This is a genomic window from Bradyrhizobium guangdongense, assembly GCF_006483445.1.
Classification (GTDB): domain Bacteria; phylum Pseudomonadota; class Alphaproteobacteria; order Rhizobiales; family Xanthobacteraceae; genus Bradyrhizobium; species Bradyrhizobium guangdongense_A.
Genome location: NZ_PPPT01000162.1, coordinates 35,591 through 52,074, shown reverse-complemented (window position 1 = coordinate 52,074; position 16,484 = coordinate 35,591). Strand labels below are relative to the sequence as shown.

Here is a 16,484-nt window from a genome sequence, read left to right as displayed (position 1 = left end):
CGGCGCCTTCGCCTACGACTTCTACAAAAACCGGGCGGAGATGACGACCGATCACATGGGCATCATCGCGATAGGATTCGTGGTGTCGTTCATCACCGCGATCATCGTGGTGAAGACGTTCCTAGGCTACGTCACGCGCCACGGCTTTGCGGTGTTCGCCTGGTGGCGCGTCATCGTCGGCTCGCTCGGCCTGATCGCGCTGGCGCTGGGACGGTAAGTGTACGGCCGTAGCCCGGATGGAGCGCAGCGAAATCCGGGATCGTGCCGTACGCACTGCCGGCCCCGGATTGCGCTACGCTCCATCCGGGCTACGCCGTTAACTTCTCGAAAACTCACTGACGCCGCTCAACCTAATATAAGCTTTTGATCGGTTAAGCAGTTTCGAGCGAGGCGGTGCGCGCTTTCGCGGAGGAGCTGAACATGGCGCTGATCAGCGGCTGGGGCCGTTTCCCGGTCGTCGATACCGATGTCCTGAGGCCGCGGTCGTTCGGGGCCGTCGGCGAGAGCATCGCGCGCACCTCGGGCGGCGTCGCGCGCGGCAATGGCCGCGCCTATGGCGATGCCGGCATCGGCCAGAGCCAGACCATCGACATGACGGCCTTCGACCGCGTCAGGTCGTTCGATCCGGAGACGGGCCGTATCCGGATCGAGGCCGGCGTGCTGCTGTCGGATCTCATCGACACCTTTGGCCCGCGCGGCTTCCTTCCTTACGTCGTGCCGGGCACGCGCTTCGTTTCGATCGGCGGCGCAATCGCGGCCGACGTCCACGGCAAGAACCATCATTGTGAAGGCGGCTTTGGCCGCTACGTCGACAGCATTTTGTTGCTGTCCGGGCAGGGTGAGACGCTCGAAATCTCGCGCGAGCAGAATCCGGACGCGTTCCTCGCGACCATCGGCGGTATGGGTCTTACCGGCGTCATCCTCGAAGCGACGCTGCGGCTGCGCAAGGTCGAGACCGGCTGGATCCGCGAGCAGGTCGTTCCGGCCGAGAATCTCGCCGACGCGATCAAGGCGCTCGATGCCGGCGATTCCGCGACCTATTCGGTGGCCTGGATCGATTGCGTGGCCGGCGGCAGCAATCTCGGCCGCTCGCTGATCTATCTGGGCGAGCACGCGCGCGCCTCGGAGGTTGCGCCCGACTCGGACAAATTTCCGCGCGGCGCCGATCCAAAACTCAGCGTGCCCATCGATCTGCCGTCGCTGACGCTGAACCGCTACAGCATCCGCGCCTTCAACGAGCTCTATTTCCGGATGGGCGCGCGCCGCGCAGGCGCACCCAATCTCGTTTCGATCTTCCCTTACTTCTTCCCGCTCGACAGCGTCGGCGCCTGGAATCGGATCTACGGCCGCCGAGGTTTTCTGCAGCATCAATGCGTAATCCCGCAGACCAATGCGCGCGACGTGCTCGGCGAGATCCTTGCGCGCGTGTCGAAGCGCGGCGATGCGTCGTTCCTCGCCGTTCTCAAGAAGCTCGGGCAGGGCGATGGCATCATGTCGTTTCCGCTGCCGGGCTACACGCTGGCGCTGGATTTTCCGATGACCGGCAGCATCCTGGATTTCCTCGACGAGCTCGATCGTCTCGTCGTTGCCGCGGGCGGGCGGCTCTATCTCGCAAAGGATGCGCGCCAGTCGCGCGCCACGTTCGAGGCCGGCTATCCGGACCTGCAGCGTTTCAAGGCGATCCGCGCATCCCTCGATCCGTCCGGAAAGATCCGCTCAAAACTCTCGCAGCGTCTATTCGATGAGGTGCAAACGTGACGTCTCGCAAGATCGCCCTCATTCTCGGCGGCAGCTCCGACATCGGCCGCGCCACCGCGCGCGCTTTTGCAAAGGCGGGTTGGGACGTCCAGCTCGCCGGCCGCGACGCCGCAGCGCTTGAGCCCGATGCCGCCGACCTGCGCGCGCGCAACAGCGTGAACGCAAGCACGCATCACTTCGACGTGCTCGATACGGCTTCCTTTGACGGTTTTGTCGCCGGCCTGCTGGCGCTGCCGGATGCCGTGGTCTCCATCGTCGGGCTGCTCGGTGTGCAGGAGAATGCGCAAGCCGATCTCGATCACGCCACCACGATCATGCGCTCCAACTATGAGGGACCGTCGCTGATCCTCGGCCTGTTCGCAGAAAAGTTTCTGGCGCGCGGTTCTGGTGCGATCGTCGGCGTGTCATCGGTCGCGGGCGATCGCGGCCGCGCCTCGAACTATGTCTACGGCTCGGCGAAAGCGGGCTTCTCCGCGTTCCTCTCCGGCCTGCGCGCACGCGCCAGCCGCGGCGGCGTACAGGTCATCACGGTGAAGCCTGGCTTCGTGCGGACCAAGATGACCGAAGGCATGAAGCTAATCGGTCCATTGACGGTTGAAGCGCCCGTCGTGGGCGATGCGATCTTCGACGCCGTCCAGCGCAAGAAGGACGTCATCTACGTCAGCAACAAATGGCGCCTCGTGATGCTGATCATCAAGACGCTGCCCGAAGCGATTTTCAAGAAGCTGAAGTTCTGAGGGAACTCGCGCCAAAAACTCGTCATGCCCGGCCTTGTGCCGGGCATCCACGTTCTTGGTGCTGCGGCAAAGGTCGTGGATGGCCGGGACTAGCCCGGCCATGACGATGGAGACGTCACGCGCTCTTGCGCTGGAACTGCCCGGCGGCGCGGAAGCGCCAGAGATATTGCGGGGCGATCGCTTCGAGCGAATCGGCGGTGATGCCGAGGCCTTCCAGCGTCAGCCCGGCCGACTTCGCAGCGTCCGAAACGACATTGTCGCGCTCGAGCAGCGTGACCTGGTCCGGCGTCAGCTTGAACGCACCGGGCGCGAATTGCAGAAACGTCGCCTGTAAGCGCGCCAGCCCGAACGGCAGCGGCACCAGCATCCGCTTGCGGTCGGTGATCTCCAGAATCGTCTCGATGATCTCGCGCATGGTCAGCACTTCCGGCCCGCCGAGCTCGTACGTCGCGCCCGCCTTGCCCTTGCCGTCCACGATGTCGGCGATTGCGGTCGCGACATCGCCGACATAGACCGGCTGCATCTTTGTCTCGCCGCCGATCAGCGGCAGCACCGGCGACATCCGCGCCAGCGCGGCAAAGCGGTTGGTGAACTGGTCGTCGGACCCGAAGATCACGGAGGGGCGGACGATCGTGGCCGACGGCACAGCCGCCAGCACCGCCTTCTCGCCGAGCGCCTTGGCGCGGGCGTAGCGGGAGGCCGACTGCTCGTCGGCGCCGATCGCGGAGACATGCACCAGCTTCGCGCCGGCAGCCGCGGCCGCCCTGGCAACGGTCTCGGCGCCCTTGGCCTGGACGGCGTCAAAGCTCTGCTCGCCGCCCTCGGTCAGAATGCCGACCAGGTTGATGACGATGTCCGAATCACGGAGCGCCGCCTCGACCGAGGCCGGGTAGCGCAGATTGGCCTGTACGGTGTGGACCTGGCCGACCCGGCCGAGCGGCTGGAGGAACCCGGCCAGTTCCGGCCGCCGGACCGCGACCCGGACGCGGTAATCCCGCTTGCACAGCGCGCGGACCACGCTGCGGCCCAAAAACCCCGATCCGCCGAAAACCGTGACGAGAGTTTCCTGATTCGATTGCATGGGGTCTGTCCTCGGGAAGTGCGCTTAGGGAAGGCTTGTATCGGCCCGTTTTGCGATGCGCAATCCGCCGTCCACGGACGAATTGACAAGACCGTCACTGAACCTTAGTAACCGCCCCCGTGCCCAACAGGCATGCCCAGGTGGTGGAATTGGTAGACGCGCTGGCTTCAGGTGCCAGTGGCTTAACGGCCGTGAAGGTTCGAGTCCTTTCCTGGGCACCATTTTTTCTCGAAAACTCCTGTTTTTGACGGCGCGATGGCCCGCTCCGGTCGTCGCCCAATAGGCCGATTCGGCCCGCGGCTGCCGCCCCGACCCTGCCGGTTCCAAGGCACCTTCTAGAGGTTGAATTAAGCCGTCCTTAGCGATTGGAAACTACGGTTTTCCCGTGGATTTCCCTGCTCCCGGCAGCCAGCCGGCAATCTCTCGGCAAGCAGAGCATCGTCGCAATGGAGCAGCCTCTTCGGCAGCATTTTGATCGGTTCGAGCAGGCGCCGTCTCCGGCGGCGGCTGAGCGCGTGCTGGTCATCGATCTCGAGGGCGCGCTGCTGCGTTCGAATCTCCTGCTGGAGGCTCTGTTCAGCCGGCCCGGCCGTCTGCTGGCGCGCTTCGGGGCGGGCGGGCAGGCGGGCATGGGGCCGCTCACCAGCATCTTGGCGCGCGCCAAGGTCGACTATGCGCATCTGCCGTACGACCAGGAGGTGCTCAACCGCGCGCTGGCGGCGCGGGCGCGGGGCGAGCGAATTTTTCTGGCCGCGCACCGTTTCGAGGCACACGCCGCGGGGATCGCGGCGCATCTCGGCTTTGACGGGGTGGTGACGACGGCTGCCCTCGCCGGGGGTGAGACGCTGCCATTCGATCCGCAATCGGCGGTCCATGTCGCAGGCGGAAGCGCTGGCCGAGAGGTCGGCTGGCGAACCTGGGTCCGGGCGGCCCGCGTCTACCAATACGCCAAGAACACGCTGGTCTTCGTCCCGCTGGTGACCGCGCATCAGATCAACCTGACCTCGCTTGGGCTCGCGCTGCTGGCGTTCCTGGCGTTCTCGGCCTGCGCGTCCGGCGCCTATCTGATGAACGATCTCTTGGACCTCGCGGCGGATCGTCAGCACCCGACCAAGCGTCATCGGGCGCTCGCGGCCGGCGAGCTTCCGATCGCGCATGCGCTGATCGCCATCCCCGTGCTTTGGCTGTTCGCGGTCGGTGCCAGCCTCTGCATCTCCGGCGTCTTCGTCGCAGTCCTCGGCGCTTATCTGGCGACGACGATCGCCTATTCGCTCGTTCTCAAGCGGAAAATGCTGGTCGACGTCGTGACGCTGGCCGGCCTCTACAGCCTGCGCATCATCGCCGGTGCCGTCGCCGTCGGCGTCGTGCTGTCGGAATGGCTATTGATGTTCTCGCTGTTCGTGTTCACATCGCTAGCGCTGATCAAGCGGTTCAGCGAGCTCAGCATGCGCCAGGGCGCGGGGCTCGCCGATCCCGCCAATCGCGACTACCGCATCTCCGACCTCAACGTCATCGCGGCCATGGCGGCGGCGAGCGGCATGAACGCGATCATCGTGTTCTCGCTCTATGCGTCGTCCTCGACTGTCGCAACGCTCTACAGCCGTCCGTGGATGCTGTGGCTGCTCAATCCGCTGTTGCTCTACTGGTTCGGCCGCGCGCTGATGATGGCGCATCGCCGCGAGATGCCGGACGATCCCATCCTCTACACGTTCCGCGACGGCGCCAGCCGGCTCACCGTTGCGGCGATGATCTTCATCATGCTGGCGGCGATCTGATGACGCTCCTGTCCTCGACATTCGATATCGACGCGCGCCGATCGGCGCCGACCGTCTCCGCATCCGTCGTCGACACGCTGGTCATCGCGACCGCCGCCGCAGCGTTCTCGCTTTTCTTCACCGGCTTCGTGTTCGGCATCGAGAACAATTTGTTCCATCTGCCGATCGTCGCGGGCCTCTATGACGAGCCGCAATATCGCGACGATGCCTTCATCCAGTCGCTGCGCTATTTCGCCTCCGGCGTCTGGGTGATGCTGAGCGGCATCCAGAAGCACATCCAGCGTGTCGACCTGCTGTTCCTTGGCCTCGACTGCCTGTCCCTTCTGCTGTCGTTCATCGGCCTTCTCTGCTGCGCAGAATTGCTCGGTGTCGTCAGTCGTCGCGAAAAAATCGTCTTCGCCGTGCTCGCGTGCACCACGCCATTTCTGATTGGGGTCTCCTTCGCCGGAACGGGCGGCCTGCTGGTCGGCTATTTCACACATTCGGAGATGGCCAACGGAACGCTCCTGCTCGGACTCTACCTTGCGATGCGAGGGCAATTCGCTGCGGCGACCGTCGCGCTGGGGGTCACGTTTTTCATCAATGCGCTGATGGCGGTCTGGCTCGCGCCGCTGCTCGCGATCGTCGCCGTCTGCCATCTCGTCCGGGGGCAAGCCACCTTTCTCGCCCTGTGCTCGCGCGTCCTGGTCGGCGCGGTGATCGCTGTGCCGATCGCTTATCCCGCGGTCCACAACGTCATCTCCAACCCGGAGTTCGGCAAGCCGATCGGCTTCGACTACATCGCCTATCTCCACGAATATTTTCCCGGGCATTCGCTGATCGACGCGATCCCGCTGGCCGACGTCGCCGCGATCTTTGCGGTGATGCTGCTCGGCGCGGCCGCGGTGTGGCGGCTCGGCGAGCGCGCCGGGGACTTCCGCGCCGTCTACGTCGTCGCGGTCGGGCTCTATCTGCTCGGATGTGTGCTTCCGCTGGTCAGCGGCTCGCCGCTTCTGCTCAATCTGCAACTGCTGCGCGCCGGCGTGGTCATTCATCTGCTTGCGAGCATCGCGACGCTGGCGCTCGCCACGCACTGCCTGTGTCGTGACGGATCCTTGTTCCTGCCGGGCTGCCTGATCGTGCTGTCGCTCGCCCTCGGGCGCTTCACCTTCCTGCTGGCGACCCCGATCATCCTGCTCATCCCGTATTTTCAATCGGCGTCGGAAGCCGTTCTCGCGCGTCGGCGCAGGCTCGGCTTTGCCGCGCTGGCCTTCGTCGCGCTGGTGCTGACGCCGATGTGGGGCTGGCAGTACATCCAGGTCAACCGCCTCTATTCCGCAGGCGTCGAGGAGTGGGGCGTGGTCAGCGATTGGGCGCGCCGGGAGACGCCGGAGACCGCGATCTTCATCGTGCCGCCACGACCCGACCCGAGGTTGGTGCATCCGGTCTGGAAGACTGCGCTGTCCCGCGCCGTCAATTTCGAGTTCGTTTCCCACCGTCGCATCTGGGTGGATTGGCGGCGTGGCGCGGGCGCGATGTGGACGCCGTCCTATTACCGGGTTTGGCACGAGCGCATGAGCGATCTGGAAAATCTGGAGCACGCCGCGAAGCAGGCTTACGCCGCGCGCAACGGCATCGGCTATATCGTCTCCTATTGCGAGGCGCTGCCGTCCCAGGATGACGTCGTGTTCCGGACCGAGCGGCTCTGCGTCTCCGGCGTTCGACGCGCGACCGCGGCGCTCGAAAGCGATCCGGGCGACTAAAAATGCACACGGAAGCGCTGCCGCGCGTTGAATGGGTCTCACCGGCAAGGCGAGCAGCTTATGTGCGCGTCATCGTCGCGTTGCTGGCCGCGATCGTGCTTTTCAAATGCATCAGGTTCTTCGCAGGCGGTTTCAGGCAGGGCAGCCAGGTTGCCGACTTCGCCGCCTTTCACATCGTCGCCAGCAAGGTCTGGCTCGGCGATCTCGCGGCCACCTATGACTTCGTCACCTTTGCCGGGATGCAGCGCGACATGGCCGGCCAGGCAGCCGGCGTCATGCCCTGGACCTATCCGCCGCAATTCGATCTGCTGCTGGCACCCTTTGCGTTCCTGCCGGGGTGGGCCGCTTACTTTCTTTTCACGTCGCTGACGCTTGCCGCCTATCTGGTGACGCTGCGCAAAATCGCGGGCGAGAATCTCGCGCTGGTGCTCGTCATCCTGTTTCCGGCGCTCGCTACCACCATCGCCAGCGGCCAGAACGGTTTTCTCAGCGGCGCACTGATTGGGCTGTTCTGCATCGCCATTGACAAGCGGCCGCTTGCCGCGGGCGCAGCGCTCGGACTGATGATCGTCAAGCCGCATCTTGCCATTGCCGCCGGCATCTACATGCTTGCGACCCGTCGCTGGACGGCAATCGCCGCTGCCGCGACCGTCATCGTCGCAAGCTCACTCGTCTGCACGCTGGTCTTCGGTCCGCAGATCTGGATCGCGTGGCTGGGCGCGATCAGGGAGTCCGCGAGCTATCTGGAGCAGGGGCGCTATCCGCTGTTTCGCATGATCTCGGTCTACGCCACGCTGTACACGGCCGGCATGCCTGCCGCGGGCGCATTGTGGGGACAGTTCGCCATCGCCGCCCTCGCGCTCCTCGCCGTCGCACTTGCCGTTGCGCGCGGGCCGTCGCCCCGCTTCGCACTCGGCGTCGTCGCGATCGCATCCGTGATGATCAGCCCTTACGCGTACGATTATGACCTGCCGATCGTCGGGATCGGTCTCGCGCTGCTGGCTCCGGATCTCGGCGCGCGCGAACGCGGCGTGATCTGCGGGATGGTCCTCTTGGCAAGCGCCTACGGCCTGCTGCTGTCGGCGCATCCGGCCGTGCAGTTCGGCGGCGATGCCCCGTTGATGCCGGCCGTGGCCGGCGTGGCGCTTGCGGCGGTGCTTGCCGTGCTGCTGTGGCTGCTCCTGCGCCGGCCATGGTCAGCGGACACATCACGGCCGGCCGTCGCCAGTTCGGCGACACCGCGCAAAATCGGCCGCTCGCCGGCAATCTGGTTGACCTGCCTGATCGCGCTCGTCGCGATCCTTGCCCTCGTCAACCTCGTCACCGACAGCAGGTCGAACCAGATATTCGGCTGGGATGTTCGCGCCAATTGCGCGGCGGTCGACGCCTATGTCGGCGGTCTTGATCCGTATTTCGTCAAGAATCTGAAGGGCACGGAGTTCTCCTACCCCTATCTGCCGGTGACATTGGATGTCTTTCGGCCCTTGTGCGCCACCGGCTTCCTCCTCGCTCATCACATGGGCGTCTACCTCGTCCTCGCCGTGTTGTGCTGCGTGCTGCTGCTCCGCGTCGCCACGGCCCGCCTCGGCCCGCGCGAGGCCTTTCTCAGAGTGCTCTTCGCGCTCGGCGCATTCCTTGGCTTTGAATGGGCGTTTCTGTCCGCCAATTTTGCGATGTTCACCGGCGTCCTCACGGCCGCCGCGCTGGCGCTGTTGTTTCGCCGGAGCGCGTCCGAAGCAGCCGATGTGGGAAGCTTCCGCCTGGGCCTGATCGGCGCGGCCGTGCTCGGCCTGGTCGCATCGTTCAAGCTGGTGTTCTGCCCGGTGCTGGCCGCGCTCTACTTGCTGCCGCAGCCCCGCAACCGGAAAGTCGCGCTGATCGCGGTCGCCGCCGGCGCGTTCGTCCTGCCGATCCTCGTCTCGATGGTGTTTTACGCCGATCTGTTCCCGAGCTGGCTGCACCTGGTCACGGGCCAGATCCCCGCGCAGCATTCGCCGGTCATGGAGGGACAGAATCCGTCGCTATTGTTCCTGGCGCGGAGTTTCGCCGACCATTTCGGTCTGGCCGGCCGGCAGCTGATCGTCCTCTCCGTCTATGCACTCGCCGCGCTCGCGCTGGTCCTGGCGCCTTTCGCCCTGTCCGTGCTGCGCGCGGTCTGGGATGAGGCGTCGGCCGGTCGCGGATCGCCGCTGCAGAGGCTGGACCAATGGCTGACGGCGCATCCGCGCGAGGCAAATCGCATCGTGCTGCTGGCGATGTACGCGCTCTATCTCAGCGCGCCGCGGCTCAAGGAATATGCCTTCTTCGAACTCGCGATCTACGGCGCCGTTCTCATCGCCGATCTGCCGGCAACGGCGCTGGCGGCCGTCCTGACCGTCGGAATCGGTATTCCGACCGTGTCCTCGCTCCTGGGAAACAGCTTGGCGGGCAGTTTCGGACAGCTCGTTGCGGCGCTGGTCTGCTTCTGGGTTCTGCTGCTTGATTTTCGCTCACGCCGCCAGGTCTGAGAGTCGGGGGCAGGCGCTTGCGCGGACATCCGCCAGCGGATACATCGCGAACGAGCTTGAGCCTGTCGTGCGCATCGATTCGAGGTTTGAAACGCCATGACCGTACGCCTGCATCGCGGCGATCTGCCGGACCTGTCCCGCTACACCGGGGCGGTCGCGATCGACACCGAGACCATGGGCCTCAATCCGCACCGCGACCGGCTCTGCGTGGTGCAGCTCTCGCCCGGCGACGGCAGCGCCGACGTGGTGCAGATCCCGAAGGGCCATACCGACGCACCGAACCTGAAGGCGCTGCTCGGCAATCCCGCCATCACGAAAATCTTCCATTTCGCGCGCTTCGACGTCGCCGCGCTCTACAACGCCTTCGGCGTCATGCCGCAGCCGGTCTACTGCACGAAAATCGCCTCGCGGCTGACCAGGACCTATACCGACCGCCACGGCCTCAAGGACCTCGTCCGCGAGGTGTTGAACGTCGATCTCTCCAAGCAGCAGCAGTCGAGCGACTGGGGCGCGGACAGCCTGACCGAGCCGCAGCTCGCCTATGCCGCCTCCGACGTCCTGCATTTGCACGGCTTGCGCGAGCGGCTCGATGCCATGCTGGCGCGCGAGGGCCGCACCCAGCTGGCGCAAGCCTGTTTCGACTTCTTGCCGACCCGCGCCAGGCTCGACCTCGGCGGCTGGGAGGCCGAGGACATTTTTGCGCATTCCTGAGGCGCCGGTTGGGACGCGAAACGGGCGAATCGCCCCGTTTCCGACACAGTCCTGACGGCCTGTCGTCGCAGCCCATCTGGGCTGCATAATCCGGCGCCGCCGGGTACAATGGTGCGTCCAGTTTTGAGAATGCTTGTTTGACAAGGCTTGTTGCGGCGTCCCCGGAGCAACGGTGAATTCGGCTCACAGTCCAACCTACGACGCCGCACTCGCGGCGAAGTTTGCCCGCGCGGCGCGCCACAGCCGGCTGGTGCGGATTCTGCGCATCGCGGTGCCGGCCACCGTGCTCGTCGCCATGGCCTCGATCGTCGCCATCTCCACCTTCCTCAACCCCTTCAAGCTGATCCCGTTGAAGCTCGACTCCGGAAACCTCGTGGTCTCAGGCACCAAGGTCACGATGGAATCGCCGCATTTGTCCGGCTACACGCCGGACCAGCGGCCTTACGAGCTCTGGGCCAAGACGGCGGTGCAGGACGTCACCGATCCCGATCGTGTCGAGCTGTCGGCGCTGAAATCGAAACTGCTGATGGAAGACGGATCGACCCTGTTTCTCGATGCCCGCACCGGCCTGTTCGACAACAAGCAGCAGCAGCTCGACCTGCGCAAGGACATCTTCCTGCGCACCTCGACCGGCTACGAGGCGCGGCTCAACCAGGCTTTCGTCGACATGGCCAAGGGCACGGTCACGTCGGATGAACATGTCGATGTCAAATTGACCATGGGCACGCTGACTGCGGACCGGCTGCGTATCACCGACGGCGGCGAGGTGGTCCGTTTCGAAGGCAACGTCGTCATGTATCTCGACAAGCTCGGCGATCCGCCTGCGGCCGCGCCGGAGCCCGCTCCGCCTGCCAAGACGCGTCCGAACCAGAACAAGTCGACCAATTCGAAATGACCCTGATGACGAAGCACTTTTTGCGCAACGGCTTCACACGCAGCCTTGCCTCCGGCGCCGGCGCGCTCGGTGCAGCACTCGCGCTGGTCGCGCTCGCGCATGCGCAAGGCAGCATGTCCGGCGTTCCCAATGCGATGCAGGGCTTTTCGCAAAATCGCGACCAGCCGATCCAGATCGAAGCCGCCTCGCTCGAGATGCGCGACAAGAAGAAGGAAGCGACCTTCGCCGGCAATGTGAAGGTCGTGCAGGGCGACACAACCATGACCTCGAAGGCACTCGTGGTGTTCTACGAAGGCGGAGGTGGCGGCCAGGCTGCGCCGGCGCCGCAGCCCGCCAAGGGTGCCAAGTCTGGAGCGACGCCCGGAACGATGCAGTCGGCCACGCCGGGACCGGGCGGCAGCTCCTCGATCAAGCGGCTGGAAGCGCGCGGCAATGTCGTGGTCACACAAAAGGACCAGGTTGTGACCGGCGAGACCGCGATCTTCGACACCAAGACCAATTTGATCACGATGACGGGTGGCGTGGTGCTGACGCAGTGCAACAATGTGCTGCGCGGCGACCGGCTGATGGTTGACATGACGACCGGCGTGTCGCGGGTCGAATCCGACACCGGCAAGGTGCAGGGCCTGTTCATTCAGCAGGATTGCGGCGGAAAGCCGGGTGGCGGACCGCCTTTGCCCGGCGCAGGCCCAAAGAAACCGAAGTGATTTCAATCGCTTGATCTCTTTGTTCGGCGGGCGAGGTTGAAGCCCGCCGTCCGAGACTGTATCTAGCCAAGCGGGCTTGGGAGCGGGATCCGGCCGCTTGTTATCGAGGCTGTTTCTCTGGGCAAGAAACATCCTTTCACTCATGCTGTGTCGAATCACGTCGATGCGGCGGGTCGCGGGAGTCCCGTGACGCGGGATCACCGTGAAAAGGCTAAAGTAGGCGGGATGGTCGATTTACTCAGCATGTTCCGTCGGCGCCCCGCCAAACGCGGATTTGGCCGCCTGCGCGAGGACATCACCGCGCTCGGCGACACCGTCGGCAATTTGCTGAGCCCGTTGCGGGATGCGCCGCCGATCGCGCGCGACCAGTCGCCGCAATCGCCCGATCAGTTCCGCGACGATGCAAGGCCGCAAAATCCGCATCCGCTGAGGGGCAGCGCCAGCCCGACTGCAAAGACCAACGGCTCAGGCGGGCCGCAATTGTTGCGGCGGCCGGGCTTCCTGGCTGTGCATAGCGTGGAAAAGAGCTTTGGCAGCCGCAAGGTGGTGCGCGGCGTCAGCATCTACGTCCGTCGTGGCGAGGCCGTCGGCCTCTTGGGGCCGAACGGCGCCGGCAAGACCACCGTGTTCTACATGATTACAGGGCTGATCAAGCCGGATCGCGGCGCGATCGAGCTCGACGGCCACGACGTCACCAAGCTGCCGATGTATCAGCGCGCGCGCCTCGGCATCGGCTATCTGCCGCAGGAAGCCTCGATCTTCCGCGGCCTCACGGTGGAGCAGAACATCCGCGCCGTGCTCGAAGTGGTCGAGCCGTCGCGCAAGAAGCGCGAGCAGCAGCTCGATTCCCTGCTCGACGAATTCAACATCACGCGGCTGCGTAAATCGCCGTCCATCGCGCTCTCCGGCGGCGAGCGTCGCCGCGTCGAGATCGCGCGCGCGCTGGCGACGCGTCCGAACTACATGCTGCTCGACGAGCCCTTCGCCGGCATCGATCCGATCGCGGTCGGCGACATTCAGGACCTCGTCCGCCACCTCACCAATCGCGGCATCGGCGTGCTCATCACCGACCACAATGTGCGCGAGACGCTCGGCCTCACCGACCGTGCCTATATCGTCTATGCCGGTGAAATCTTGACCGAGGGTAGTCCGGATGAGATCGTCAACGACCCGGACGTCCGCCGCCTTTACCTTGGCGAAGAGTTCCGCCTCTAGCCCGATTTTTGCATCCGTCAAGACGTATACATCGTGCTTAGACTAGGCTAAGCAAGAATCGGACCAATTTTGGGACGGTTCTGAGTTCGATGGCGCTATCGCAGAGATTAGAGTTCCGGCAATCGCAGTCGCTGGTCATGACGCCGCAGCTGATGCAGGCGATCAAGCTGCTGCAATTGTCCAATCTCGATCTCACCACCTTCGTGGAGGAAGAGCTCGAGCGTAACCCCCTGCTGGAGCGGGCCAATGACGAGCCCCCCGCGGGCGAGGCTCCGGCCGAGGCCGGCCGGTTCGGCGATGGCGATGAGTCCGGCGGCCAGGGGGATGGCCAAGGGGACGGCCCCGGCAGCGACGACGGCTTTGGCGGCAGCGCCGAGGCCTTCGAGCCCGGCCAGGAAGAATGGATGAGCAAGGATCTCGGCTCCCGCGCCGAGATCGAGCAGACCCTGGATACGGGCCTGGACAACGTCTTCTCCGAGGAGCCCGCCGAGGCCGCCGCGCGCAACGCGCAGGACGCCGCTCCCACCACCTATACCGAATGGGGCGGCGGTGCCTCCGGTGACGAGGACTACAATCTCGAGGCCTTCGTCGCCGCCGAGATGACGCTGTCAGATCATCTCGCCGAGCAGTTGTCGGTTGCCTTCACCGGGCCCGCACAGCGCATGATCGGCCAGTACCTGATCGACCTCGTCGACGAGGCCGGCTACCTGCCGCCCGATCTCGGCCAGGCCGCCGAACGTCTCGGCGCCACGCAAGCCGACGTCGAGGAGGTCCTCGCCGTGCTGCAAAAATTCGATCCGCCCGGCGTCTGCGCGCGCAATTTGAGCGAATGCCTGGCGATCCAGTTGCGCGAGCTCGATCGCTACGATCCCGCGATGCAGGCGCTCATCGAGCATCTCGATCTCCTCGCCAAGCGCGATATCGTTTCCTTGCGAAAACTCTGCGGCGTCGACGACGAGGACATCGCCGACATGATCGGCGAGATCCGGCGGCTCAATCCAAAACCCGGCATGAAGTTCGGCTCGGCGCGCCTGCAGACCATGGTGCCCGACGTCTATGTGCGTCCGGGTCCCGACGGCGGCTGGCATGTCGAGCTCAACAGCGACACGTTGCCGCGCGTGCTGGTGAATCAGACTTATTATTCCGAGCTGTCGAAGAAGATCGGCAAGGATGGCGACAAGTCGTACTTCACCGATGCGCTTCAAAACGCCACGTGGCTGGTGCGCGCGCTCGACCAGCGCGCCCGCACCATCCTCAAAGTGGCGACCGAGATCGTTCGCCAGCAGGACGGCTTTTTCACGCATGGCGTCGCGCATCTGCGGCCGCTGAATCTGAAGGCCGTCGCCGACGCCATCCAGATGCACGAATCGACGGTATCGCGCGTCACAGCCAACAAATATATGGCGACGAATCGCGGCACCTTTGAATTGAAGTATTTCTTCACGGCGTCGATCGCGTCGGCCGACGGCGGCGAAGCCCATTCCGCGGAAGCCGTTCGTCACCACATCAAGCAGTTGATCGATGCGGAGGAGGCGACCGCGATCCTCTCTGACGATACGATCGTGGAACGCTTGCGCGCTTCGGGCATTGATATCGCCCGCCGCACGGTCGCAAAATACCGTGAAGCCATGCGTATCCCGTCCTCGGTGCAACGCCGCCGCGACAAGCAGAGCACTCTTGGCAACGCCCTCGCCACCGCAATGTCGGATCGCTCCCGCAATCCAGAGCCGGCCTGATTGCGCCGGCCCTAAATCGCGCTACTCTCGATCTCGCTTTCTGTTCGATATCCCACCTAGCGAGGTACCACATGACTCTCCGTATCTCGGGCAAGAGCATCAGCGTCGGCGAAGCCCTGCGCGGGCGCGTCAACGACCGCACCGAAGAAGTGCTGCGCAAATACTTCGACGGCAACTATTCCGGTCACATCACGCTGAGCAAGGATGGCCTCGGCTTCCGCACCGATTGTGCGCTGCATCTTGATTCGGGGATCACGCTGGAAGCCGATTCGATCGCCCAGGACGCCTATGCCAGCGCCGACCAGGCCCTGCTGATGATCGAGAAGCGGCTGCGCCGCTACAAGAGCCGGCTGAAGGACCGCTCGGCACGCAAGGCCCATGCGGCGTCCGAAGCGCTCGCCGCGATGGATGCGACCAGCTACGTGCTGGAGGCCCCTGGCGAGGGCGAGGACGAGGTCACCGGCTACAGCCCCGTGATCATCGCGGAGGCGACCACCTCGCTCAAACTGCTCTCGGTCAGCGAAGCGGTCATGGAACTCGATCTCAGCGGCGCCCCGTGCCTGGTTTTCCAGCACGGCTCGAGCGGCCGGGTGAACATCATTTACCGCCGGGCGGACGGAAATGTCGGCTGGGTGGACCCGCCGGGGGCCAAATCCGGGGGGTAGGACGGTTGCCGGAACCATTCCCGTAAGACCCCGGCTTTAAGGATGACCGAGGTAAAAGACGCTTGCAGGAGTTGGCACCGGGATTGCGTTGGAGTAGAAGCGCCCCACATCAGGGCCGGGGCCAAAGACCTAGCTAAGTCCGCCTCCTGCTTCACCTTATTGACGCCGGCCAGCCTGGTTCGCCAGCTTGGCCAATTCGGAACCTGACGGTTTAATTCACCTCGGAAAGCCCCATGCCGATTACCGATCTGGTCGCACCCGAGGCGATTCTCCCGGCATTGAAAGTCAACAGCAAGAAGCAGGCTTTGCAGGAACTCGCTGCGAAGGCCGCCGAGCTGTCGGGACAGAACGAGCGCGCGGTGTTCGAAGTGCTGCTGCAGCGTGAGAAGCTCGGCACCACAGCCGTCGGCTACGGCGTCGCCATCCCGCATGGCAAGCTGCCAAAACTCGAGAAGATCTTCGGCCTGTTCGCGCGGCTCGAGCGTCCGATCGATTTCGAATCGATGGACGGCCAGCCCGTCGATCTCGTTTTCCTGCTGCTGGCCCCCGAAGGCGCCGGCGCCGATCACCTCAAGGCGCTCGCACGCATCGCCCGCCTGCTCCGCGACCAGGACATCGCCAAGAAGCTCCGCGCCTCGCGCGATGCGCAAGCGATCTATTCCGTGCTCGCGCTGCCGCCGGCGACGGCGGCGTAATCACATCTCTCTCGTGCCCCGGACGCGGTGCAGCGCTACTTCAGCGGTGCGCTGCAGAGCCGGGGCCCATGTCGCCGAGCAAAACCCTGCGCACTGGGTCCCGGCTCTGCGCTGCAACGCTTACGCGTTGCAGCTTGTCCGGGACACGAGAGTACACGCCATCATTGCGCGCGTAGCTCTCTCAACGCCGTCATTGCGAGGAGCCCTTGCGACGAAGCAATCCAGAGTCCCTCCACGGAAGGATTCTGGATTGCTTCGCT

Annotated in this window: 14 protein-coding genes and 1 tRNA gene; 14 read left to right on the top strand and 1 reads right to left on the bottom strand. The window is 64.7% G+C overall.

Going from position 1 to position 16,484, the window contains the following annotated elements; all coding sequences use genetic code 11:
* From C2U70_RS23065 to C2U70_RS23055, 3 genes are all read left to right on the top strand, one after another.
* Positions 1–217 (top strand): undecaprenyl-diphosphate phosphatase (locus tag C2U70_RS23065; RefSeq protein WP_283810401.1); only part of this gene is annotated, 217 nt, incomplete at its 5' end.
* 203 nt (positions 218–420) lie between these two features.
* Positions 421–1,758, top strand: a complete 1,338-nt coding sequence (locus tag C2U70_RS23060; protein ID WP_140980711.1) for an FAD-binding protein — start codon at positions 421–423, stop codon at positions 1,756–1,758.
* Positions 1,755–2,495, top strand: coding sequence for an SDR family oxidoreductase (locus C2U70_RS23055; protein ID WP_140980710.1), 741 nt, complete (start codon positions 1,755–1,757; stop codon positions 2,493–2,495). The genes C2U70_RS23060 and C2U70_RS23055 overlap by 4 nt, the downstream gene beginning before the upstream one ends.
* A 115-nt stretch (positions 2,496–2,610) precedes the next feature.
* On the opposite strand, the gene C2U70_RS23050 is transcribed toward C2U70_RS23055, so the two are convergent.
* Positions 2,611–3,576, bottom strand: coding sequence for a complex I NDUFA9 subunit family protein (locus tag C2U70_RS23050; protein WP_140980709.1), 966 nt, complete (start codon positions 3,574–3,576; stop codon positions 2,611–2,613).
* 134 nt (positions 3,577–3,710) lie between these two features.
* Here C2U70_RS23050 and C2U70_RS23045 point away from each other — a divergent pair.
* The 11 genes from C2U70_RS23045 (at position 3,711) to ptsN (ending at position 16,224) form a co-directional block, all read left to right on the top strand.
* Positions 3,711–3,797: transfer RNA gene (locus C2U70_RS23045), tRNA-Leu, on the top strand.
* A 225-nt stretch (positions 3,798–4,022) separates the two neighbouring features.
* A complete protein-coding gene (locus tag C2U70_RS23040) occupies positions 4,023–5,351 on the top strand; it encodes a UbiA family prenyltransferase (protein ID WP_140980708.1) in 1,329 nt (442 codons plus the stop codon).
* Positions 5,351–7,093 carry a DUF6798 domain-containing protein gene (locus C2U70_RS23035; protein ID WP_140980707.1) on the top strand — a complete coding sequence of 581 codons (1,743 nt, stop codon included), beginning with the start codon at positions 5,351–5,353 and terminating at the stop codon, positions 7,091–7,093. The genes C2U70_RS23040 and C2U70_RS23035 overlap by 1 nt, the downstream gene beginning before the upstream one ends.
* A gap of 2 nt (positions 7,094–7,095) precedes the next feature.
* The gene (locus C2U70_RS33545) at positions 7,096–9,600 is read left to right on the top strand and encodes a glycosyltransferase family 87 protein (RefSeq protein ID WP_246666835.1); all 2,505 of its coding nucleotides are present in this window, start codon (positions 7,096–7,098) and stop codon (positions 9,598–9,600) included.
* A gap of 96 nt (positions 9,601–9,696) precedes the next feature.
* Positions 9,697–10,311: a ribonuclease D gene (locus tag C2U70_RS23025; protein ID WP_140980706.1), complete on the top strand. Its 615-nt coding sequence runs from the start codon at positions 9,697–9,699 to the stop codon at positions 10,309–10,311.
* Positions 10,312–10,483: 172 nt separating this feature from the next.
* The gene (gene lptC / locus C2U70_RS23020; RefSeq protein WP_140980705.1) at positions 10,484–11,206 is read left to right on the top strand and encodes an LPS export ABC transporter periplasmic protein LptC; all 723 of its coding nucleotides are present in this window, start codon (positions 10,484–10,486) and stop codon (positions 11,204–11,206) included.
* On the top strand, positions 11,203–11,913 hold the full coding sequence (locus C2U70_RS23015) for an LptA/OstA family protein (protein WP_140980704.1): 711 nt from the start codon (positions 11,203–11,205) through the stop codon (positions 11,911–11,913). The genes lptC and C2U70_RS23015 overlap by 4 nt, the downstream gene beginning before the upstream one ends.
* 225 nt (positions 11,914–12,138) lie before the next feature.
* Positions 12,139–13,128 (top strand): LPS export ABC transporter ATP-binding protein, encoded by a 990-nt coding sequence (lptB, locus tag C2U70_RS23010; RefSeq protein ID WP_140980703.1) that lies wholly within the window; start codon positions 12,139–12,141, stop codon positions 13,126–13,128.
* Between the two features lie 89 nt (positions 13,129–13,217).
* Complete coding sequence (gene rpoN, locus C2U70_RS23005; protein ID WP_140980702.1) at positions 13,218–14,864, top strand: RNA polymerase factor sigma-54; 1,647 nt, start codon at positions 13,218–13,220, stop codon at positions 14,862–14,864.
* Positions 14,865–14,935: 71 nt separating this feature from the next.
* Positions 14,936–15,529 carry a ribosome hibernation-promoting factor, HPF/YfiA family gene (gene hpf / locus C2U70_RS23000; protein WP_140980701.1) on the top strand — a complete coding sequence of 198 codons (594 nt, stop codon included), beginning with the start codon at positions 14,936–14,938 and terminating at the stop codon, positions 15,527–15,529.
* A 233-nt stretch (positions 15,530–15,762) separates the two neighbouring features.
* Positions 15,763–16,224 carry a PTS IIA-like nitrogen regulatory protein PtsN gene (gene ptsN / locus C2U70_RS22995; RefSeq protein WP_140980700.1) on the top strand — a complete coding sequence of 154 codons (462 nt, stop codon included), beginning with the start codon at positions 15,763–15,765 and terminating at the stop codon, positions 16,222–16,224.
* Positions 16,225–16,484 lie beyond the last annotated feature (260 nt).